The sequence below is a fragment of the Streptomyces javensis genome, from assembly GCF_039525925.1.
Classification (GTDB): Bacteria; Actinomycetota; Actinomycetes; order Streptomycetales; family Streptomycetaceae; genus Streptomyces; species Streptomyces asiaticus.
Genome location: NZ_BAAAIF010000038.1, coordinates 65811 through 85550, shown reverse-complemented (window position 1 = coordinate 85550; position 19740 = coordinate 65811). Strand labels below are relative to the sequence as shown.

Below are 19740 nucleotides of genomic sequence, written 5' to 3'. Positions count from 1 at the left end.
ACCTCGCCTCCATGGCCTCTCGTACGTCCGGCAAGGGTTCCCAGAGCACGGCGGGCACCTCGAAGAAGCGCGCCGGGCAGTCCGGAGGCGCGGCGAAGAAGGCGGCCGCCAAGAAGGCGCCCGCGAAGAAGGCACCCGCCAAGAAGTCCGCCGCGCCCGCGAAGAAGGCCGCGTCGAAGAAGGTGGCGGCGAAGGCGGCTCCCTCGCCCGCCCCGAATCCCACCAGCGGCGTGTTCCGCGTCGTGCGCGCCGTGTGGATGGGCATGGCGCGCGGCCTCGCGGCGATGTTCCGCGGCATAGGACGCGGCGCCAAGGGACTCGACCCGGCCCACCGCAAGGACGGCAGCGCCCTGCTGCTGTTCGCCCTCGCCCTGATCGTCGCGGCGGGCACCTGGTCCAACCTGGACGGGCCGGTCGGCAGGCTGGTCGAGATGCTGATCACCGGCGCCTTCGGCCGGCTCGACCTGGTGGTGCCGATACTGCTGGGCACCATCGCCGTCCGGCTGATCCTCCACCCGGAGCGGCCGGAGGCCAACGGGCGGATCGTCATCGGGCTCTCGGCGCTCGTCATCGGAGTCCTCGGGCAGGTGCACATCGCCTGCGGCGCCCCGGGGCGCGGCCAGGGCACCGAGGCGATGCAGGACGCGGGCGGTCTGATCGGCTGGGCCGTCTCCCGGCCGCTGATCTACCTGATGGGCGACGTGCTGGCCGTACCGCTGCTGGTGCTGCTGACCGTCTTCGGACTGCTGGTGGTCACCGCGACGCCGGTCGCCGCCATTCCGCAGCGGCTGCGGCAGCTGGGCGTCCGGCTGGGCCTGGTGCGGGACCACGAGGACGCGTACGCGTCGGAGGCCGGGTACGACGCGGCGGAGTACGCCGACGAATGGCGCGAGACGCGCGGCAGGCGGCCTCGCAGAACCTCGCTCGACAAAGAGGACCCGGACGGAGCCGGAGGCCCGGAGCGGGCCGAGGAGGAGGCGCTGCGCAAGCGCCGGCGCTCGCGCCGCTCGTCGGCCACCCAACCGCCGCTCGACCGGCCCTTGGACGCGGTGGACGTGGCGGCCGCTGCCGCCGCCTCGCTGGACGGTGCCGTGCTGCACGGTGTCCAGCCCTCGCCGCTCGTCGCCGGGCTCAGCAACGGGCTTTCGGGCGAGCGCGAGGACGGATCCGCGAGCGGCGGGGTGCCGGGCGCGCGCGATGCCGACAAGGAGTCCGCACAGGGCGCCGGGAAGGGCGGCGCCAAGGGCAAGGCGGCGGCCGGGAAGGGCCGTACGGACGGAGCCGACGGGTCGGATCCGCAGCAGGTCCCCGATCTCACCCGGGCCGCGGTCGAGTCCGGCGAGCCGCTGCCGCCGCGCGCCGAGCAGCTCCAGCTCTCCGGCGACATCACCTACTCGCTGCCCTCGCTCGACCTGCTGGAGCGCGGCGGGCCCGGCAAGACCCGCAGCGCCGCCAACGACGCGGTCGTGGACTCGCTGACGAAGGTGTTCACGGAGTTCAAGGTGGACGCCGCCGTCACCGGCTTCACCCGCGGCCCGACGGTCACCCGGTACGAGGTGGAACTGGGCCCGGCCGTCAAGGTCGAGCGGATCACCGCGCTCACCAAGAACATCGCCTACGCGGTCGCCAGCCCCGATGTCCGCATCATCAGCCCGATCCCCGGCAAGTCGGCCGTCGGCATCGAAATCCCCAACAGCGACCGCGAGATGGTCAACCTGGGCGATGTGCTGCGCTCGGCGAATTCCGTCGGCGACGACCACCCGATGCTCGTCGGGCTGGGCAAGGACGTCGAGGGCGGCTATGTGGCGGCCAACCTGGCCACCATGCCGCATGTGCTGGTGGCGGGCGCGACCGGTTCCGGCAAGTCGTCCTGCATCAACTGCCTGATCACATCGATCATGGCCCGGGCCACGCCGGACGATGTGCGGATGGTGCTGGTCGACCCCAAGCGGGTGGAGCTGACCGCCTACGAGGGCATTCCGCATCTGATCACACCGATCATCACCAACCCCAAGCGCGCCGCCGAGGCGCTCCAATGGGTCGTGCGGGAGATGGATCTTCGCTACGACGACCTCGCGGCCTACGGCTTCCGCCATATCGACGACTTCAACGCGGCCGTCCGCAAGGGGAAGGTGAAGGAGCCCGAGGGCAGCGAGCGGGAGCTCAAGCCCTATCCGTATCTGCTGGTGATCGTCGACGAGCTGGCCGATTTGATGATGGTCGCACCGCGCGATGTCGAGGACTCGATCGTGCGGATCACCCAGCTGGCGCGTGCGGCCGGAATCCACTTGGTGCTGGCCACCCAGCGGCCCTCCGTGGACGTCGTCACCGGTCTGATCAAGGCCAATGTGCCCTCACGACTCGCCTTCGCCACCTCCTCGCTGGCCGACAGCCGCGTCATCCTGGACCAGCCCGGCGCCGAGAAGCTGATCGGCAAGGGCGACGGGCTCTTCCTGCCGATGGGCGCGAACAAGCCCATCCGGATGCAGGGCGCCTATGTCACCGAGTCCGAGGTCGAGGCGGTCGTCGCCCACTGCAAGGAGCAGATGGCACCGGTCTTCCGCGACGACGTGACGGTCGGGACGTCGAAGAAGAAGGAGATCGACGAGGAGATCGGCGATGATCTCGATCTGCTCTGCCAGGCCGCTGAGCTGGTGGTTTCCACCCAGTTCGGCTCGACGTCGATGCTTCAGCGCAAGCTGCGGGTGGGTTTCGCCAAGGCGGGGCGGCTGATGGATCTCATGGAGTCCCGGAACATCGTCGGCCCGAGCGAGGGATCCAAGGCGCGCGATGTGCTCGTCAAGCCGGATGAATTGGATGGCGTGCTCGACGTGATCCGCGGTAAGGCTCACTCATAAGGGTTTGGCGGGCAACCGTTTCCCCTACCGAAACGTCAAGTTGAGGGAGGTGGCGGAGTGAGACCCCAGAATCGTGATCGAACGGCAATCCCGATGGCGGACAAACTCCGTCCTCCCGCTTGCCCGACCCTTTCGCCCCACCCCTAGACTGAACCCCCAGCAGGTGGCTCACGCTCGAAAGGCGCCCCCGTGTCCATCGGCAACCTTCCCGAAGACGGCAACTCCCCCGAAGACGACCGGCCTTCCATCGGTCGCGCCCTCCAGCAGGCCCGTATCTCCATGGGGCTGACCGTCGACGAGGTCAGTTCCTCGACCCGGGTGCGCACCCCCATCGTGCGGGGCATCGAGCAGGACGATTTCTCGCGCTGCGGCGGCGATGTCTACGCCCGGGGGCACATCCGGGTGCTCGCGCGTGCCGTGGGCCTCGATCCGGAGTCCCTGATCGCGCAGTTCGACGCCGAGCACGGCGGCCGGCCCGCGCCGACCGCGCCGGCGCCGCTGTTCGAGGCCGAGCGGATCCGCCCCGAGCCCCGGCGCCCGAACTGGACGGCCGCGATGGTCGCGGCGATCGTCGCCGTCGTCGGATTCGTGGGCTTCACCCTGTTCCGGGGCGGCGACGGCGACGGCTCGAGCGTCGCCGAGGACACCACCTCGCCCAAGCCCAGCGCCTCCGCGCCCACCAACACCGCCGCCCCCTCCAAGCCCGCCACCCCGCACAAGCCCGATCCGTCCGACAGCGCCATCGCGGGCGTCCCGGCGGACAAGGTCACCGTCAAGCTGACCGCCGAGGGCGGCCAGAGCTGGATCTCCGCCCAGGACCACAACGGCCGGCTGATCGAGGAGGGCGTGCTGCGCGAGGGCGACTCCAAGACCTTCAGCGACAGCAGGCGCATCGACCTGGTGCTGGGCAACGCCGGGGCGATCAAGCTGTTCGTGAACGGCAAGGAAGTGAAGAACGTCGGCACCAGCGGGGCCGTCCAGCGGCTCAGCTACACCAAGGGAGACCCCGAGGCGGGCTGAGCCGCGCGAAGATCGGCAGCCCTGGCAGCGGGGGCTGTCGTCGGGACAAAGTAGTCTGAGCGCATGCCCGAACGCCGCACCGTCGCCCTTGTCACTCTTGGCTGCGCCCGTAACGAGGTGGACTCGGAGGAGCTCGCAGGCCGCTTGGCGGCGGACGGCTGGGAGCTCGTCGAGGAAGCCGCCGACGCGGACGTCGCCGTCGTCAACACCTGTGGCTTCGTCGAGGCCGCCAAGAAGGACTCGGTCGACGCCCTGCTGGAGGCGAACGATCTGAAGGACCACGGCCGCACCCAGGCCGTGGTGGCCGTCGGCTGCATGGCCGAGCGGTACGGCAAGGAGCTCGCCGAGGCGCTGCCCGAGGCCGACGGGGTGCTCGGCTTCGACGACTACGGCGATATCTCCGACCGCCTCCAGACCATCCTCTCCGGCGGCATCCACGCCTCCCACACCCCGCGCGACCGCCGCAAGCTGCTGCCGATCAGCCCCGCCGAGCGGCAGGACGCCACCTCGGTGGCGCTCCCCGGCCACGCCCAGGACACCGCGCCCGAGGACCTGCCCGAGGGGGTGGCCCCGGCCTCCGGGCCGCGGGCCCCGCTGCGGCGCAGACTGGACAGCAGCCCGGTCGCCTCGGTGAAGCTGGCCTCGGGCTGCGACCGGCGGTGCTCGTTCTGCGCCATCCCGTCCTTCCGCGGCTCCTTCATCTCCCGCCGCCCCTCCGATGTGCTGGGCGAGACCCGCTGGCTGGCCGAGCAGGGGGTGAAGGAGATCATGCTGGTCTCGGAGAACAACACCTCGTACGGCAAGGACCTCGGGGACATCCGGCTGCTGGAGACGCTGCTGCCGGAGCTGGCCGCGGTGGACGGCATCGAGCGGATCCGGGTCAGCTATCTTCAGCCCGCCGAGATGCGTCCCGGGCTGATCGACGTGCTCACCTCGACCGAGAAGGTCGCGCCGTACTTCGACCTGTCCTTCCAGCACTCGGCGCCCGGGGTGCTGCGCGCCATGCGCCGCTTCGGCGACACCGACCGGTTCCTGGAGCTGCTGGAGACGATCAGAGGCAAGGCGCCGCAGGCCGGCGCCCGGTCCAACTTCATCGTCGGCTTCCCCGGCGAGACCGAGGAGGACCTGGCCGAGCTCGAGCGTTTCCTCAGTGAGGCGCGGCTGGACGCGATCGGTGTCTTCGGGTACTCGGACGAGGACGGCACCGAGGCCGCCGGTTACGAGAACAAGGTCGACCCGGAGGTGGTCGCGGAGCGGCTGGAGCGCGTCTCGCGGCTCGCGGAGGAGCTGACCGCCCAGCGGGCGGAGGAGCGGCTCGGCGAGGTCGTGGAGGTCCTGGTGGAGGAGATCGACGACACCGGGGCGGTCCTGGGCCGCGGCGCCCACCAGGCGCCGGAAACCGATGGCCAGACGCTGCTGCGCACCGACGGGGAGCCGGAGGTGGGCCGTATGGTCGAAGCGAAGGTGATCGCGACGGAGGGAGTGGACCTCGTCGCGGAGCCGCTTGAGCCGCTGGAGCGGCAGGGCGGCGGCGCGTCCACCGGAGAGGCGGGCAGATGACAGATGTCCCGGCCTCCGCCGCGGGAGGTCACCGCCGACCGGCCGCCGCCACGGTCAGGCCCGCCCGTTTGTGGAACATCGCCAACATCCTGACCATGGTGCGGCTGCTGCTGGTGCCGGGGTTCGTGTTGTTGATGCTGCACAATGGCGGGTACGACCCGGCGTGGCGTTCCTTCGCGTGGGCGGCGTTCGCCATCGCCATGATCACCGATCTCTTCGACGGTCATCTGGCCCGCCGGTACAACCTGGTCACCGACTTCGGGAAGATCGCCGATCCGATCGCGGACAAGGCGATCATGGGTGCGGCGCTGATCTGTCTGTCGGCCCTGTCCGACCTCCCCTGGTGGGTGACGGGAGTGATCCTCTTCCGTGAGATCGGAATCACACTGATGCGGTTCTGGGTGATCCGGATCGGGGTCATCCCGGCCAGCCGGGGCGGAAAGATGAAGACGCTCGCGCAGGGCACCGCCGTCGGGATGTACATCCTGGCGCTGACCGGACCGCTGGCCTCGCTGCGGTTCTGGGTGATGGCCGTGGCCGTCGTCCTGACCGTGGTCACCGGCCTCGACTATGTCCGGCAGGCGATCGTGCTGCGCCGGGCGGGACGGACGACGGAGGAGGCCACACAGTGAGCGACGGCGGAACGGCGGCCGATGTGCTGGCGCTGCTGGAGCGGCGCGGGCAGACCCTGGCCGCCGCCGAATCGCTCACCGGCGGTCTGGTGGCCGCCGAGCTGACCTCGGTGGACGGCGCCTCCCGCTCCTTCCGGGGCTCGGTGACGGCGTACGCCACCGACCTCAAGCACGAGGTGCTGGGCGTGGACGGGGCCCTGCTGGCCGAGCGCGGCGCGGTCGACGCCGAGGTGGCCCGGCAGATGGCCCGGGGCGTGCGGCGTGCGCTGGGCGCGGACTGGGGCGTGGCCACCACCGGTGTGGCCGGTCCCACACCCCAGGACGGCCAGCCCGTGGGCACCGTTCACGTGGCCGTCGCGGGGCCTGCGGACGCGGTGGCCGAGGCGGCGCTGCGGCTCGAAGGAGACCGCGCCGGAATCCGCTGCCAGACCGTCCACGCCGCCGTCAAGCTGCTGTTCAGCGAATTGATCGCGACGGCGGGGGCAAAGGATACGGAACAACACGACGAGATTTGATGTTTGCAGCCCTGAGTGAACACGACATCGCTCCCCGCACGGGCACAGCCGGAGGCGGTACGGTGGGGCGTGAAGGATCCGGATCCGAGGTCCGAGGAGGGAGCCAGCGATGATTCTGCTCCGTCGCCTGCTGGGTGACGTGCTGCGCCGGCAGCGCCAGCGCCAGGGCCGTACTCTGCGCGAGGTTTCCTCCTCCGCCCGGGTGTCGCTCGGCTATCTGTCAGAGGTCGAGCGCGGCCAGAAGGAAGCCTCGTCCGAGCTGCTGTCGGCCATCTGCGACGCCCTGGAGGTACGGATGTCGCAGGTCATGCGCGAGGTCAGCGACGAGCTCTCGCTCGCCGAACTGGCCGAGTCGGCCGCGTCCACCACCGAGAAGGTGCCGGCGCCCATGCGGCCCGTGCTCAACCCCGTGTCCGTGACGTCCGTGACGGGCGTCCCGGAGGAGCGGGTGACCATCAAGACGCCCAAGGAAGCCGTGGACGTGGTGGCGGCCTGAGACCGCCTGCGAAGCCAGCTCTCCGAGGCCCCGACCGGTAGCGATACCGGTCGGGGCCTCGATGTTTGTCCGGCCGGATTCGGGTCACCCCAGAGGAAGAGAGGCAATCAAGAGGGGCCAAACGGTCGAACAGGAGGAAGTGGATGTCTGTGGTGAAGAGCCCGCTGCCGGAGGAGCACCTCAAGATCGTCGCCGACGCGCTGCAAGGCGCCCTCGTCGATCTCGTCGACCTCCACCTGGTGGGCAAGCAGATCCACTGGACCGTCGTGGGCCCGCGATTCCGCACGGTCCATCTACAGCTCGACGAGGTCGTGGCGTCGACCAGGGAGTATGCCGACACGGTGGCGGAGCGGGCCTCTGCGCTCGGGGTGCCGCCGGACGGACGGGCCCAGACAGTCGCCGCGACCAGCGGTGTTGACACGGTCAAGGACGGCTGGACCGATGACGCGCAGGCCGTCCGGACACTCGTGGACGCCCTCGGAGCGGTGATCGGACGGATGCGGGAGCGCATCAGGGCGACCGACGAGCCGGACCCGGTGACCCAGGACATTCTGATCGAGCTCACTCGTGACCTGGAGAAGCACCACTGGATGTTCCAGGCCGAGAACGGCGGCAAGCGGAGCTGAGGCGGACTTCGGGCCAGGTCGGGCGAGGCTGAGGCCGCCTCGTTCCGGCCTGGTGGCCCGCTCTGGGTGCGCCGTATCGGCCAGCTGGGCAAACTGGGGGGAGCACGAGTGTCCGACACACGCTGACGGGCCTCCTGTGCGCCCTCCCGCCCTGCGCGAACGGGCGTCTAAGCGGCCTCACCGAAGTCCGGTGCGGTTCGGTTGCGCCCCGGAGGGTTGCGGGGCTGTGGCGATGTACGGCTCCGCCGCGTGGGCGCGACCAGCCACGACGCAGCCGCGGATGAACGACCGCACCTCGCGCCATTCCGCGGAGCGCTCAGCGTCGCCGAAGGAGGCAGTCATGGCAGCCGTCGGAGGGGCCGACACCCAGGGTCTCAGGCCGGTCCGATGGGTGGTCGCGCTCGCTCTGGGCGGCGTCTGGTGGTGGTCCGTGCTGCGGCTGGCGGTGCAGCCGGGGGAGGCCGGGCCGGTGGAGGGGGCGTTAGCGGTCGGCGGCTGGGGGCTGAGCCTGCTGCCGGTGCATTGCGGTCCCTCGCCCAGAAGGGGCGGCACCCGGCGCCGTGGAGGCCCTCGTCGCCGGGGAGGCCCTCCGGGTCAGGACGGATCCGGGGGTCAGGACGGATCCGGCCCCTGCGGCCCCGCCTGGCAGCTCGGGCACCAGAAGGTCGAGCGCTCCTGACCCGCGCGCCCCTGGTCGGCGGCGCGCACCGGCGTACCGCAGCGCAGACAGGGCCGCCCCGGGCGGCCGTACACCCATAGCCTGCGGTCGCGGCGCGACTCGGCCGTGGTGACCCGGGCGCGCCGGTTCCTGTTGGCCTCCAGGAGCTTCTTGGCGTGGGCCACCAGGCGTTCGGGGGAGGGCATCTCGCCGATCGGCAGCCAGGGCGATACGCGCACCAGGAAGCACAGCTCGGACTTGTAGACATTGCCGATCCCGGCGAGGTTCCGCTGGTCGAGCAGTGCTTCGCCCAGCGGCCGGGAAGGATCGGCGAGCAGTCGGCGCAGCGCCTCGTCCGGGTCCCAGTCGGGGCCGAGGAGGTCGGGGCCGAGATGGCCGACGACCCGGCCCTCGTCGCCGGTGCGGAGCAGTTCAAGGACGGGCAGGCGGTAGCCGACGGCGGTGTGGGCGGTGTTGGCGAGGATGGCCCGGATCTGGTGGTGCGGGCCGCCGCGCCAGCGCTCGTCCGGCCCGTACACCTGCCAGGAGCCGTCCATCCGCAGATGGGAGTGGAGGGTCAGCCCGCCCTCGACACGGGTCAGCAGATGCTTGCCGCGCGGGACCACCTCGAGGACCTGACGGCCGGTGAGGTCGGCGGTCGCCAGCCGGGGGACGCGCAGGTCGCTGCGGGTGAGCGGGGAACCCGCGAGGGCCTGGTGCAGACGCTGAGCGGTCTGCCAGACGGTGTCTCCTTCGGGCATGCCATCCATGATGCCGGTGGCCGCGGGCGGACGGGAGCGCCCGGTGATCAGGGGACGGTTGTTCTGGGGCGCGGGCGGTGGTTGTTGATCAGAGGGTTGTTGTTCGGAGGGGCCGGCGGCCGGTCAAGGGCGCAGGCGGAGACCTCGTGGGGTCGGGTGGAAGCCCGCCGATTCCAGGAGCTTGCCGATCGGGGACGAGAGCGCCTGGGCGCCGTTGACGCGCTCGACCGTGATGGAGCCGAGCGCCCCCGCGCGGGCGGACTCGGCCAGCGCCTCCACCGCCGTCCACAGCCGGGCATCGTCCTCGGGGGACGCGGCCTCGGCCTCACCCGAGGGCCAGGCGAGCAGGGTCTTCCCGCCCCGTTCCATGTAGAGCGTCAGCTCCCCGTCGACGAGCACCACCATCGCACCCGCCTTGCGGCCCGGCCGGTGGCTCGCGTCCGCGGGCGGATCGGGCCAGGGGAGAGCGGCGCCATAGGCGTTGGCGGGGTCGGCCGAGGCGAGCACGAACGCACGCCGGGACTGGCCGCGCTGTCCGTCGAAGGCGGGGGCCGCCGCGCGGTCGCGGGCCGTGCTGACCGCGCGCAGCCGGTCCACCGCGCCGTCCATCGCGAACTGGGCGGCGCCCAGCCCCTCGATCACATAGCCGCGGCGGGCCTGGCCGGACTCCTCGAACGCGGACAGCACCCGGTAGGCGGCGGAGAAGCCGCCCTCGACCCCCTCGGCGGCGACCGCCCCGCGGGTGACCACGCCGTGCCGGTCGAGCAGGGTGCGCGCCAAGGCGTGGGCGCGGTGGGTGGGCTCGGGCTCGCGCTCCGGCAACAGGGACCAGCGTCCGGCGACGGTGGGCGGGCCGTTGCGCGACGCCGTCGGTCGGCCGGTGCGGCCCGTAAGGCCGCCGTAGCGCCCCCGGGGGACCGTGCGCTTGGCACGGTGGGCCGTGGAGCCCGCCGTACGGCCGGATCCCAGCAGGGAGCGCAGCGGGGCGAGGGTGTCACCGGTGACCCGGCCCGCCCAGACCAGATCCCACAGGGCCTCGGCGAGCTCGGGATCCAGGAATTCGTGCCCGGCGGCGCGGGCCTGCTCAGCGATCTGGCGGAAGAACAGCCCGTACCCCCCGGCCAGGGAGTCGAGAACGGCCTGGTGGAGGGGCCCGGCCTCGAAGGGATGCGGGGTGTGCAGCAGCAGCGGGGCGGTGTCGGCCAGGTGCAGGGTGACCCAGCCGTCCTTGCCCGGCAGCGCTCCCGCTCCGGCCCAGACGACCTCCCCTGAGGCGCTGAGCTCGTCGAGCATCGTGGGCGTGTAGTCGCTCACCCGGGACGGCAGGACCAGCTTCTCCAGGGCGGAGGCCGGGACCGGCGCGCCCTGGAGCTGCTCGACCGCGCGCACCAGCCCGTCGATACCGCGCAGGCTGTGGGTGCCCAGATGCTGCCACTGCGGGAGGAAGGCGGCGAGCGCCGAGGGCGGCACGGGCTCCAGCTCGTGGCGCAGCGCGGCCAGGGAGCGGCGCCGCAGGCGGCGGAGCACCGCTGCGTCGCACCACTCCTGGCCCAGCCCCGAGGGGTGGAACTCGCCTTGGACCACGCGGCCGCTCGCGGCCAGCCGGTGCAGGGCACCCTCGGTGACGGCGACGCCGAGGCCGAAGCGGGCGGCGGCCTGGGCGGAGGTGAACGGGCCGTGGGTGCGGGCGTAGCGGGCCACAAGGTCGCCCAGGGGGTCCTTGACCGGCTCGGTGAACGCCTCGGGGACGCCGACCGGCAGCGCCGTGCCGAGCGCGTCCCGCAGCCGCCCGGCGTCCTCCACCGCGGCCCAGTGGTCCTCACCCCCGACCCGGACCCGGATGGCGCGCCGGGCCCCGGCCAGGTCCTCGGCCCACCCGGGCTCGGCACCGCGCTCGGCCAGCTCGGTGGCGGTGAGCGGGCCGAGCACCCGCAGGGCGTCGGCCACGCCCTCGGCGTCCTTGATCCGGCGATCCTCGGTGAGCCACTGGAGCTCCTGCTCCAGCTCGGCCAGGACGTCGGCGTCGAGCAGCTCGCGCAGCTCGGCCTGGCCCAGAAGCTCGGCCAGCAGCCGCGAGTCCAGGGAGAGGGCGGCGGCGCGGCGCTCGGCGAGCGGGGAGTCGCCCTCGTAGAGGAACTGCGCCACATAGCCGAAGAGCAGCGAGCGGGCGAAGGGGGACGGCTCGGGGGTGGTCACCTCCACCAGCCGGACCCGGCGGGCCTCGATGTCGCCCATCAGCTCGGTGAGGCCGGGAACGTCGAAGACGTCCTGGAGGCATTCGCGGACCGCTTCGAGGACGATCGGGAAGGATCCGAACTCGCTCGCCACCTGGAGGAGCTGCGCGGCGCGCTGGCGCTGCTGCCACAGCGGGGTGCGCTTGCCGGGGTCGCGGCGGGGCAGCAGCAGGGCGCGGGCGGCGCATTCGCGGAACCGGGAGGCGAACAGCGCGGAGCCGCCGACCTGGTCGGTGACGATCTGGTTGATCTCGCCCTTGTCGAACGCGACGTCGGCCGCGCCCACCGGGGACTGCTCGGTGTCGTACTCCACGCCCTGGCGCATCGGGTCCGCGTCGAGGAGGTCGAGGCCCATGAGATCGGCGTCGGGCAGCCGCAGCACGATGCCGTCATCGGCGTGCATGACCTGGGCGTCGATCCCGTACCGCTCGGAGAGGCGGGAGCCCAGGGCGAGCGCCCAGGGGGCGTGGACCTGCGCGCCGAAGGGGGAGTGGACCACCACGCGCCAGTCGCCCAGCTCGTCGCGGAACCGCTCCACCACGATCGTGCGGTCGTCCGGCACATGCCCGCAGGCACGGCGCTGCTCGTCCAGATACCCGATGACGTTCTCGGCGGCCCAGGCGTCCAGACCGGCGGCCAGCAGCCGCAGCCGGGCGTCCTCCGGCTGGAGCGCGCCCACCTCGCGCAGGAACGCGCCCAGGGCGCGGCCCAGCTCCAGGGGGCGGCCGAGCTGGTCGCCCTTCCAGAAGGGCAGCCGGCCGGGGACGCCGGGGGCGGGGGAGACCAGGACCCGGTCGCGGGTGATGTCCTCGATCCGCCATGAGGTGGTGCCCAGGGTGAACACATCGCCCACCCGCGACTCGTAGACCATCTCCTCATCGAGCTCCCCGACCCTGCCGCCGCCCTTCTTGGGGTCGGCGCCCGCCAGGAAGACACCGAAGAGCCCGCGGTCGGGGATGGTGCCGCCGGAGGTCACCGCGAGCCGCTGCGCCCCCGGGCGGCCGGTGACCGTATGGGCGACGCGGTCCCACACCAGGCGCGGCCGCAGCTCCGCGAAGGCGTCGGAGGGGTAACGGCCCGCGAGCATGTCGAGGACCGAGGTGTACGCCGACTCCGGGAGCGAGGCGAACGGCGCGGCGCGGCGGATCAGGGCCAGCAGCTCGTCCACGTCCCAGGTGTCCATGGCGGTCATGGCGATCAGCTGCTGGGCGAGCACGTCCAGCGGGTTGGCGGGCACCCGCAGCGACTCGATGGCCCCCTCGCGCATCCGCTCGGTGACCACCGCGGCCTGCACCAGATCGCCGCGGTACTTGGGGAAGACGACGCCGGTGGAGACCGCGCCCACCTGGTGGCCGGCCCGGCCCACCCGCTGGAGACCGGAGGCCACCGAGGGCGGCGACTCGACCTGGACGACCAGGTCGACCGCGCCCATGTCGATGCCGAGCTCGAGGCTGGAGGTGGCGACGACGGCGGGCAGCCGGCCCGCCTTGAGGTCCTCCTCGACCAGCGCCCGCTGCTCCTTGGACACCGAGCCGTGGTGCGCGCGGGCCAGCAGCGCGGGCGCGCCCCGGGCCGCACCGGCCTCGGCCATCACCTCGGCGGGGGAGTGGTCCTCGGGCAGGGCCTCACCGGTGGCCCGCTCGTAGGCGATCTCGTTCAGCCGGTTGCACAGCCGCTCGGCCAGCCGGCGGGAGTTGGCGAAGACGATGGTGGAGCGATGGGCCTGGACCAGATCGGCGATCCGCTCCTCCACATGGGGCCAGATCGACGGCCGCTCGCCCGCCTCGCCCTCCTGGGCGGGGGCGCCGCCCAGCTCGCCCAGATCCTCCACGGGCACGACCACCGACAGGTCGAACTCCTTGCCGGAGGGCGGCTGGACGATCTCCACCTTGCGCCGCGGCGACAGGAACCGCGCCACCTCGTCCACCGGCCTTACGGTCGCGGACAGGCCGATGCGCCGGGCGGGGCGCTCGAGCAGCTCGTCGAGGCGCTCCAGGGACAGCGCGAGATGGGCGCCCCGCTTGGTGCCCGCGACGGCGTGGACCTCGTCCAGGATGACGGTCTCCACCCCGCGCAGCGCCTCCCGGGTGGCGGAGGTGAGCATCAGGAACAGCGACTCGGGGGTGGTGATGAGGATGTCCGGCGGGCGCGTGGCCAGCGCGCGGCGCTCGGCGGCCGGGGTGTCGCCCGAGCGGGTGCCCACCCGGATCTCCGGCTCGGGCATGCCCAGCCGCACCGCCTCCTGGCGGATACCGGTCAGCGGGCTGCGCAGATTGCGCTCGACGTCCACCGCCAGGGCCTTCAGCGGGGAGACATAGAGCACCCGGCAGCGCTTCTTCGCCTCGGCGGGCGGCGGCTCACCGGCCAGCCTGTCCAGGGCCGCGAGGAAGGCGGCCAGGGTCTTGCCCGAGCCGGTGGGGGCGACGACCAGGACGTCCGAGCCCGCGCCGATCGCCCGCCACGCGCCCTCCTGCGCGGGCGTGGGCGCGGTGAAGGCACCCGTGAACCATCCGCGGGTGGCCGGGGAGAATCCGTCGAGCGCCGAGCCTGCCATGCCCTCCATCGTGCACCGCACCACTGACAATGGACGGAGTCGCAGGTCAGAGGGGGGCCGGGCGGGGCGCACAATGGTGCCATGGCGAACCGGGAGAGCGCGCGGCACTGGCGGTACCCCCAGCTTCCGGGCGTCGATCTGCTGCGCGCCCGCTACATCCACAAGACCTTCGGCTGGCACACCCACGAGACCTTCGTGATCGCCGCGATCACCGAGGGCGTCGAGGAGTTCCACCACCGCGGGGCCATCGAGCGCACCGGCCCCGGCGGGCTCGCGCTCATCAACCCCGAGGTGCCGCACACCGGACGGGCCGGGGCGCCCGAGGGGTGGGCGTACAGCGTGCTGTACCCGGCCACGGACCTGGTCGCCGGTATCGCCGCCGAGACGACCACGCTCCGGGGCACGGCCGGGTTCCGGATCCCCACCGTCGACGATCCCCAGGGGGCGCGGCTGGTCACCGCGGTGCACCGGGCCGCCGAGGAGGGCAACGCGCTCGCCGCGGACAGCCTGCTGCGCATCGCGCTCGCCCGGCTGCTGCGCGACCACGGCGGCCCGCTCCCTGAGCGCACGGCGCGCACCGCGGGTGCGCGGACGGCGGCGCGCGCCCGCGCGGTCCTCGAGGAGCGGATGGCCGACCCGCCGTCCCTGGAACGGCTGGCGGCCGAGCTGGGCACCGGTCCCTTCGCCCTCCTGCGCGCCTTCCGCGCGGTCTACGGGATGCCGCCGCACACCTGGCTCACCGACGCGCGGGTCCGCCGGGCCCGGCGGCTGCTGGACGCCGGGAGCGCGCCCGCCGAGGTGGCCGTCGCCGTCGGCTTCACCGACCAGTCCCACCTGAACCGTCACTTCACCCGGATCGTGGGGGTGCCACCGGGCGCCTACCGGCGCGAGCGCGCAAGAACGTACAAGACTGGGGTCGAAGCGCTCTCCTAATGTGCGCGCTGTGTCAGAACAGATAGAGGAACGAACCGATCCCGCCGCACCCCCGGCGGACTCGGCCGTCGTCCGTGACGCCCTGGGCGTCGGTGTGGCGGTGGGGCTCTCCGGCTTCGCCTTCGGGGTGACGTCGGCGGGCGCCGGGCTCGGCCTGCTACAGACCTGCGCGCTCAGCCTGCTGGTCTTCACCGGGGCGTCGCAGTTCGCCCTCGTGGGCGCGCTGGCGGCGGGCGGCAATCCGTTCACCGCCGCCGCAGGGGCGTTCTTTCTCGGGGTGCGCAACGCCTTCTACGGACTGCGGCTGTCCGGGCTCCTCGGGCTGCCGCGCGCGGTGCGCCCCCTGGCGGCCCAATGGGTCATCGACGAGACCTCGGCCGTCGCCCTCGCCCAGCCCGACCGGCGCACCGCGCGCCTCGGCTTCACCGTCACCGGGCTGACGCTGTACACCCTGTGGAACCTCACCACGCTGATCGGCGCCCTGGGGGCGTCCGCGCTCGGCGACACCGACGCCTGGGGCCTGGACGCCGCGGGGCCCGCCGTCTTCCTCGCCCTGCTGGCCCCCATGCTCAGCGGCACCGTCGAGCGGGCGGTGGCCGGTCTCGGCGTCCTGCTGGTGCTCCTGTGCCAGCCGGTGCTGCCCGCGGGGGTACCGGTCCTGGTGGCGGCGCTCGCCGCTCCCGTCGTCCTTACGGTGCACGGGCGCATGGCGCGCGGCGCGGAGCGGGGTGAGCGCCGATGACCACCTGGATCGCCATCGGCGTCACCGCCGCGGGTTGCTACCTGGTCAAGCTGCTGGGCCTCTCGGTGCCCGCCGGGGTCCTGGAGCGCCCGCTGGTCAGGCGTCTGGCCGCGCTGCTGCCCGTGGCCCTGCTGGCCGCGCTCACCGCCCAGCAGACCTTCAGCGACGGCCGGCACCTCCTCCTGGACGCGCGGGCGGCCGGGCTGGGGGCGGCGGCGCTCGCGCTGGTGCTCCGCGCCCCCTTCCTGGTGGTGGTCGCCGTGGCCGTCGCCGTCACGGCCGGCGTCCGGGCCCTGTGACCGCCCCGTACGCCCGCGCTCAGATCCGCCGCCCGTAGGCCCGCAGCGTCAGCAGCGCCTCGACGGTCGCCACCGACCGCCACTCCAGCGTGGCCCCCGGCGTCCAGGCACGCCGGTGCGGCGGCCAGCCGCCGTCCTCCTGCTGTGCGGCCACGAGAGCGTCCAGGGACCGCTCCACCTCGGCGTCGGTGAACCACCGGCGCGCCGGTGAGCCCGGCGTACGGGCGATGTCGTGCACCTGAAGGGGCTCATCGGGCCCCGGCGCCGCGGGGCGGTCCCCGGCGGGCTCGGGGACCGGGGACGGCACGATCAGCCGCTCCTCCCGCACCCGGCGGCCGAGCCGTACGCCCGCCGCCTCGGCGCGGGCCCGGTCCGGTACCCCGTCGAGGAAGGCGACGGCCGCGGCGACCTCGTACGGACGCATCGCCGCGCCGCCCTCCGCCAGGGCGGCGACCGCCGCCCAGCAGAAGTCCGTGGCCCGGAAGAGCCACGCATGCCACACCTCGTTGCGGTGCAGCAGCCCCACCACCGGCCCGGTGGTCAGCAGATCACCGCGCGGATCGTCCGCCGACGGGACCCAGGGGGCCGCCGGATAGCCGTGCGGGGAGGGGTGGCAGACGGGCAGCGCGCCGTCCGGGGTGGACACGGACGTCAGATAGCGGCACAGGCGCTCCACCCGCTGCCCGCCGCACCGCCCGATCCCATCGAGCACCCGTAAGGCGTGCACGGCATGCGGCGGCTGGCTCACCGGGCCGCGCAGATCCGGATCCAGCGCATGGCCGTAGCCCCCGTCGGTCCCCAGGTACGCGGTCAGCGCGGTCTCGACCGCCTCCGCGCCGCCGCCCAGGAAGTGATACGCGAATCTGCGCTGTTCCAGCACGCGGGGGGACAGCCAGACGAACCGCTCGGCGCGGGCGAGCGGGGAGGACCCGGCCGGCCGGGCCGGCTCGGCGGGCCCGGGCGTGGGCAAGGAGGGCGACGACGGCGAGGAGGGGAGGCTTGCGGATCGATCCATGGACAGACCGTAGGCCGCGAGACACGGTCCGTAGGGGGCTCACGCACCGGTGCACCCCGGGAGCGCGATACTGGTCGCATGCGGTTGACGGACTTCTGGCAGCGAATGGCGAACCACTTCGGCGAGGCGTACGCCGACTCCTTCGCGCGCGATCATGTGATGTCGCAACTCGGCGGCCGGACGGTGCACGAGGCGCTGAGGGACGGCTGGGAGGCCAAGGACGTCTGGCGCGGGGTCTGCGCCGCGATGGAGATCCCCGAGAGCAGGCGCTGAGCGGTTCCCGGGCACTCCGGACGCATCAGCTTCCCGGGGTGGCCGGATTTCTTCGACCGGTGTACGCCACACTTGCTCCGTGGCCCCGACCGAAGAGACCCTCTCCTCCGACGCCGACGACAACCCGAGCGCCGCTCGGGCCTCCTCGGAATCCCCGCAATCCGCCGCGCGCATGCCGCGCTGGCTGCCGCGCGCCATGGTCCTCGCACTCGCGCTGGTGGCCTGTTACCGCCTTGCGACCTGGGCCTTCGACCAGCTGACCGGGCTGTTGCTGAACATCCTGATCGCGTTCTTCCTGGCGCTCGCGATCGAGCCGGCCGTGGACCGGATGGCCGCCCGTGGCATGCGCCGGGGGCTGGCCACCGGGCTGGTCTTTCTCGCCATCCTCGTCGGCACCGCCGGCTTCTTCACCCTGCTCGGCTCGATGCTCGCCGATCAGATCATCACCATGGTCCAGGACTTCCCGAAGTACCTCGATGACGTGGTCAGCTGGATCAACGACACATTCCATACGCATCTGTCGCGTCTGGAGATCCAGGACAGCCTGCTGCACTCCGACTGGCTCCAGAGCTACGTCAAGAACAGCGCCGACAATGTGCTGGACGTCTCCGCACAGGTGCTCGGCGGATTGTTCAAGACGCTGACGGTGACCCTGTTCGCCTTCTACTTCGCCGCCGACGGCCCCCGGCTGCGCCGCGCCCTGTGCTCGGTGCTGCCGCCGACCCGGCAGGTCGAGGTGTTGCGCGCCTGGGAGATCGCGGTCGCCAAGACGGGCGGCTACATCTACTCCCGCGGGCTGATGGCCCTGATCTCCGGCGTCGCCCACTACATCCTGCTGGAGGCCCTGGGCGTGCCCTACGCCCCGGCGCTCGCCGTCTGGGTGGGGCTGATCTCGCAGTTCATCCCGACCATCGGCACCTACCTGGCCGGGGCCCTGCCGATGCTGATCGCGTTCACCGTCGAGCCCTGGTACGCGCTGTGGGTCCTGATCTTCGTCGTGATCTACCAGCAGTTCGAGAACTATCTGTTGCAGCCGAGGATCACCGCCAGGACGGTGGACATCCACCCGGCCGTGTCCTTCGGATCGGTGATAGCGGGCACCGCGCTGCTGGGCGCGGTGGGCGCGCTGATCGCGATTCCGGCGACCGCGACGCTACAGGCGTTCCTCGGCGCGTACATCAAGCGTTATGACGTGACCGACGATCCGCGGGTGCACGGGCGCACGCGGCGGCGCGGAGTCTCGGCCCTCGCGCGGATGCGCGCCGCGCTGGCGCGGCGCGGTTGACACAAAAATCGAACATCCATTCTTATGGAGGCTCCGGCAGTTATCCACAGGCCGAGGACGTCAGGGCCGCTTGTCAGTGGCAGGCGCTAGCGTCTTGGACGTGAAGCGATCGACTCAAGCAAACCGGGTGGGACCCATGGCAGGAACCGACCGCGAGAAGGCCCTCGACGCCGCGCTCGCACAGATTGAACGGCAATTCGGCAAGGGCGCCGTGATGCGCATGGGCGACCGGCCGAACGACCCCATTGAGGTCATCCCCACCGGGTCGACCGCGCTCGACGTCGCCCTCGGCGTGGGCGGCCTGCCGCGCGGCCGCGTGGTGGAGGTCTACGGCCCGGAGTCCTCGGGTAAGACGACGCTGACCCTGCACGCGGTGGCCAACGCCCAGCGGGCGGGCGGCACGGTCGCCTTCGTGGACGCGGAGCACGCCCTCGACCCGGACTACGCGCAGAAGCTCGGCGTGGACACCGACTCGCTGATCCTGTCCCAGCCGGACAACGGTGAGCAGGCGCTCGAGATCGTGGACATGCTGGTCCGCTCCGGCGCCCTCGACCTCATCGTCATCGACTCCGTCGCCGCCCTGGTGCCGCGCGCGGAGATCGAGGGTGAGATGGGCGACTCCCACGTCGGTCTCCAGGCCCGGCTGATGAGCCAGGCGCTCCGCAAGATCACCAGCGCGCTGAACCAGTCCAAGACCACCGCGATCTTCATCAACCAGCTGCGCGAGAAGATCGGCGTCATGTTCGGCTCCCCGGAGACGACGACCGGTGGCCGGGCGCTGAAGTTCTACGCCTCGGTCCGCATCGACATCCGTCGCATCGAGACCCTCAAGGACGGCACCGACGCGGTCGGTAACCGCACCCGCTGCAAGGTCGTCAAGAACAAGGTCGCGCCGCCCTTCAAGCAGGCCGAGTTCGACATCCTCTACGGCCAGGGAATCAGCCGCGAGGGCGGTCTGATCGACATGGGGGTTGAGCACGGCTTCGTCCGCAAGTCCGGCGCCTGGTACACCTACGAGGGCGACCAGCTCGGCCAGGGCAAGGAGAACGCCCGCAACTTCCTGAAGGACAACCCCGATCTCGCCAATGAGATCGAGAAGAAGATCAAGGAAAAGCTCGGCATCGGAGTGAAGCCCCAGGACCCGGCCGCCGCGGAGCCCACCGCGGATGCGGCGGGTGCCGCGGGCGTGGCCGCGGCCGCACCGGTGAAGGCCGTGGCCGCCCCGGCGGCCAAGTCCGGGGCGAAGGCGGCCAAGACCGCCGCGGCCAAGAGCTGATCC

16 protein-coding genes are annotated in these 19740 nt (G+C 72.3%); 13 read left to right on the top strand and 3 right to left on the bottom strand.

Annotation, left to right across the window (positions count from 1 at the left end; translation table 11 throughout):
- The first annotated feature begins 11 nt into the window (after positions 1 to 11).
- The 7 genes from ABD329_RS28960 (at position 12) to ABD329_RS28930 (ending at position 7707) form a co-directional block, all read left to right on the top strand.
- A complete protein-coding gene (locus tag ABD329_RS28960; protein ID WP_198278643.1) occupies positions 12 to 2858 on the top strand; it encodes a DNA translocase FtsK in 2847 nt (948 codons plus the stop codon).
- 189 nt (positions 2859 to 3047) lie between these two features.
- Positions 3048 to 3878, top strand: coding sequence for a helix-turn-helix domain-containing protein (locus ABD329_RS28955; RefSeq protein ID WP_198275735.1), 831 nt, complete (start codon positions 3048 to 3050; stop codon positions 3876 to 3878).
- A gap of 63 nt (positions 3879 to 3941) precedes the next feature.
- On the top strand, positions 3942 to 5438 hold the full coding sequence (rimO, locus tag ABD329_RS28950) for a 30S ribosomal protein S12 methylthiotransferase RimO (protein WP_198275736.1): 1497 nt from the start codon (positions 3942 to 3944) through the stop codon (positions 5436 to 5438).
- Positions 5435 to 6070, top strand: a complete 636-nt coding sequence (pgsA, locus tag ABD329_RS28945) for a CDP-diacylglycerol--glycerol-3-phosphate 3-phosphatidyltransferase (protein WP_198275737.1) — start codon at positions 5435 to 5437, stop codon at positions 6068 to 6070. Before rimO ends, pgsA begins: the two co-directional genes overlap by 4 nt.
- Complete coding sequence (locus ABD329_RS28940; protein WP_198275738.1) at positions 6067 to 6585, top strand: CinA family protein; 519 nt, start codon at positions 6067 to 6069, stop codon at positions 6583 to 6585. Before pgsA ends, ABD329_RS28940 begins: the two co-directional genes overlap by 4 nt.
- A gap of 109 nt (positions 6586 to 6694) precedes the next feature.
- The gene (locus tag ABD329_RS28935) at positions 6695 to 7081 is read left to right on the top strand and encodes a helix-turn-helix domain-containing protein (protein WP_020868033.1); all 387 of its coding nucleotides are present in this window, start codon (positions 6695 to 6697) and stop codon (positions 7079 to 7081) included.
- A gap of 143 nt (positions 7082 to 7224) precedes the next feature.
- On the top strand, positions 7225 to 7707 hold the full coding sequence (locus ABD329_RS28930; RefSeq protein WP_198275739.1) for a Dps family protein: 483 nt from the start codon (positions 7225 to 7227) through the stop codon (positions 7705 to 7707).
- 612 nt (positions 7708 to 8319) lie between these two features.
- On the opposite strand, the gene ABD329_RS28920 is transcribed toward ABD329_RS28930, so the two are convergent.
- Both ABD329_RS28920 and ABD329_RS28915 read right to left on the bottom strand, forming a co-directional pair.
- The gene (locus tag ABD329_RS28920) at positions 8320 to 9126 is read right to left on the bottom strand and encodes an Fpg/Nei family DNA glycosylase (RefSeq protein ID WP_198275740.1); all 807 of its coding nucleotides are present in this window, start codon (positions 9124 to 9126) and stop codon (positions 8320 to 8322) included.
- 123 nt (positions 9127 to 9249) lie between these two features.
- Positions 9250 to 13914 carry an ATP-dependent helicase gene (locus tag ABD329_RS28915; protein ID WP_344317132.1) on the bottom strand — a complete coding sequence of 1555 codons (4665 nt, stop codon included), beginning with the start codon at positions 13912 to 13914 and terminating at the stop codon, positions 9250 to 9252.
- A gap of 81 nt (positions 13915 to 13995) precedes the next feature.
- On the opposite strand from ABD329_RS28915, the gene ABD329_RS28910 reads away from it, so the two are divergent.
- From ABD329_RS28910 to ABD329_RS28900, 3 genes are read left to right on the top strand one after another with little or no spacing between them, the layout of a single operon-like run.
- The gene (locus ABD329_RS28910) at positions 13996 to 14847 is read left to right on the top strand and encodes an AraC family transcriptional regulator (protein ID WP_198275742.1); all 852 of its coding nucleotides are present in this window, start codon (positions 13996 to 13998) and stop codon (positions 14845 to 14847) included.
- A gap of 1 nt (position 14848) precedes the next feature.
- Positions 14849 to 15589 (top strand): AzlC family ABC transporter permease, encoded by a 741-nt coding sequence (locus tag ABD329_RS28905; RefSeq protein WP_198275743.1) that lies wholly within the window; start codon positions 14849 to 14851, stop codon positions 15587 to 15589.
- On the top strand, positions 15586 to 15888 hold the full coding sequence (locus tag ABD329_RS28900) for an AzlD domain-containing protein (protein ID WP_020868027.1): 303 nt from the start codon (positions 15586 to 15588) through the stop codon (positions 15886 to 15888). The genes ABD329_RS28905 and ABD329_RS28900 overlap by 4 nt, the downstream gene beginning before the upstream one ends.
- A gap of 19 nt (positions 15889 to 15907) precedes the next feature.
- Here ABD329_RS28900 and ABD329_RS28895 read toward each other — a convergent pair whose 3' ends face one another.
- Positions 15908 to 16903 carry a hypothetical protein gene (locus tag ABD329_RS28895; protein WP_344317131.1) on the bottom strand — a complete coding sequence of 332 codons (996 nt, stop codon included), beginning with the start codon at positions 16901 to 16903 and terminating at the stop codon, positions 15908 to 15910.
- A gap of 78 nt (positions 16904 to 16981) precedes the next feature.
- On the opposite strand from ABD329_RS28895, the gene ABD329_RS28890 reads away from it, so the two are divergent.
- From ABD329_RS28890 to recA, 3 genes are all read left to right on the top strand, one after another.
- Positions 16982 to 17176, top strand: coding sequence for a DUF3046 domain-containing protein (locus ABD329_RS28890; protein WP_020868025.1), 195 nt, complete (start codon positions 16982 to 16984; stop codon positions 17174 to 17176).
- A gap of 79 nt (positions 17177 to 17255) precedes the next feature.
- Positions 17256 to 18461, top strand: coding sequence for an AI-2E family transporter (locus ABD329_RS28885; RefSeq protein ID WP_198275744.1), 1206 nt, complete (start codon positions 17256 to 17258; stop codon positions 18459 to 18461).
- Between the two features lie 136 nt (positions 18462 to 18597).
- The gene (gene recA, locus ABD329_RS28880) at positions 18598 to 19737 is read left to right on the top strand and encodes a recombinase RecA (protein WP_198275745.1); all 1140 of its coding nucleotides are present in this window, start codon (positions 18598 to 18600) and stop codon (positions 19735 to 19737) included.
- The last annotated feature ends 3 nt before the right edge of the window (positions 19738 to 19740 follow it).

Bases quoted from the DNA above. Each gene is read 5' to 3' on its own strand.
- ABD329_RS28960 (WP_198278643.1), top strand. From the start codon at position 12: ATGGCCTCTCGTACGTCCGGCAAGGGTTCCCAGAGCACGGCGGGCACC.
- rimO (WP_198275736.1), top strand. From the start codon at position 3,942: ATGCCCGAACGCCGCACCGTCGCCCTTGTCACTCTTGGCTGCGCCCGT.
- pgsA (WP_198275737.1), top strand. From the start codon at position 5,435: ATGACAGATGTCCCGGCCTCCGCCGCGGGAGGTCACCGCCGACCGGCC.
- ABD329_RS28935 (WP_020868033.1), top strand. From the start codon at position 6,695: ATGATTCTGCTCCGTCGCCTGCTGGGTGACGTGCTGCGCCGGCAGCGC.
- ABD329_RS28930 (WP_198275739.1), top strand. From the start codon at position 7,225: ATGTCTGTGGTGAAGAGCCCGCTGCCGGAGGAGCACCTCAAGATCGTC.
- ABD329_RS28920 (WP_198275740.1), bottom strand. From the start codon at position 9,126: ATGCCCGAAGGAGACACCGTCTGGCAGACCGCTCAGCGTCTGCACCAG.
- ABD329_RS28915 (WP_344317132.1), bottom strand. From the start codon at position 13,914: ATGGCAGGCTCGGCGCTCGACGGATTCTCCCCGGCCACCCGCGGATGG.
- ABD329_RS28910 (WP_198275742.1), top strand. From the start codon at position 13,996: ATGGCGAACCGGGAGAGCGCGCGGCACTGGCGGTACCCCCAGCTTCCG.
- ABD329_RS28900 (WP_020868027.1), top strand. From the start codon at position 15,586: ATGACCACCTGGATCGCCATCGGCGTCACCGCCGCGGGTTGCTACCTG.
- ABD329_RS28895 (WP_344317131.1), bottom strand. From the start codon at position 16,903: ATGGATCGATCCGCAAGCCTCCCCTCCTCGCCGTCGTCGCCCTCCTTG.
- ABD329_RS28890 (WP_020868025.1), top strand. From the start codon at position 16,982: ATGCGGTTGACGGACTTCTGGCAGCGAATGGCGAACCACTTCGGCGAG.
- recA (WP_198275745.1), top strand. From the start codon at position 18,598: ATGGCAGGAACCGACCGCGAGAAGGCCCTCGACGCCGCGCTCGCACAG.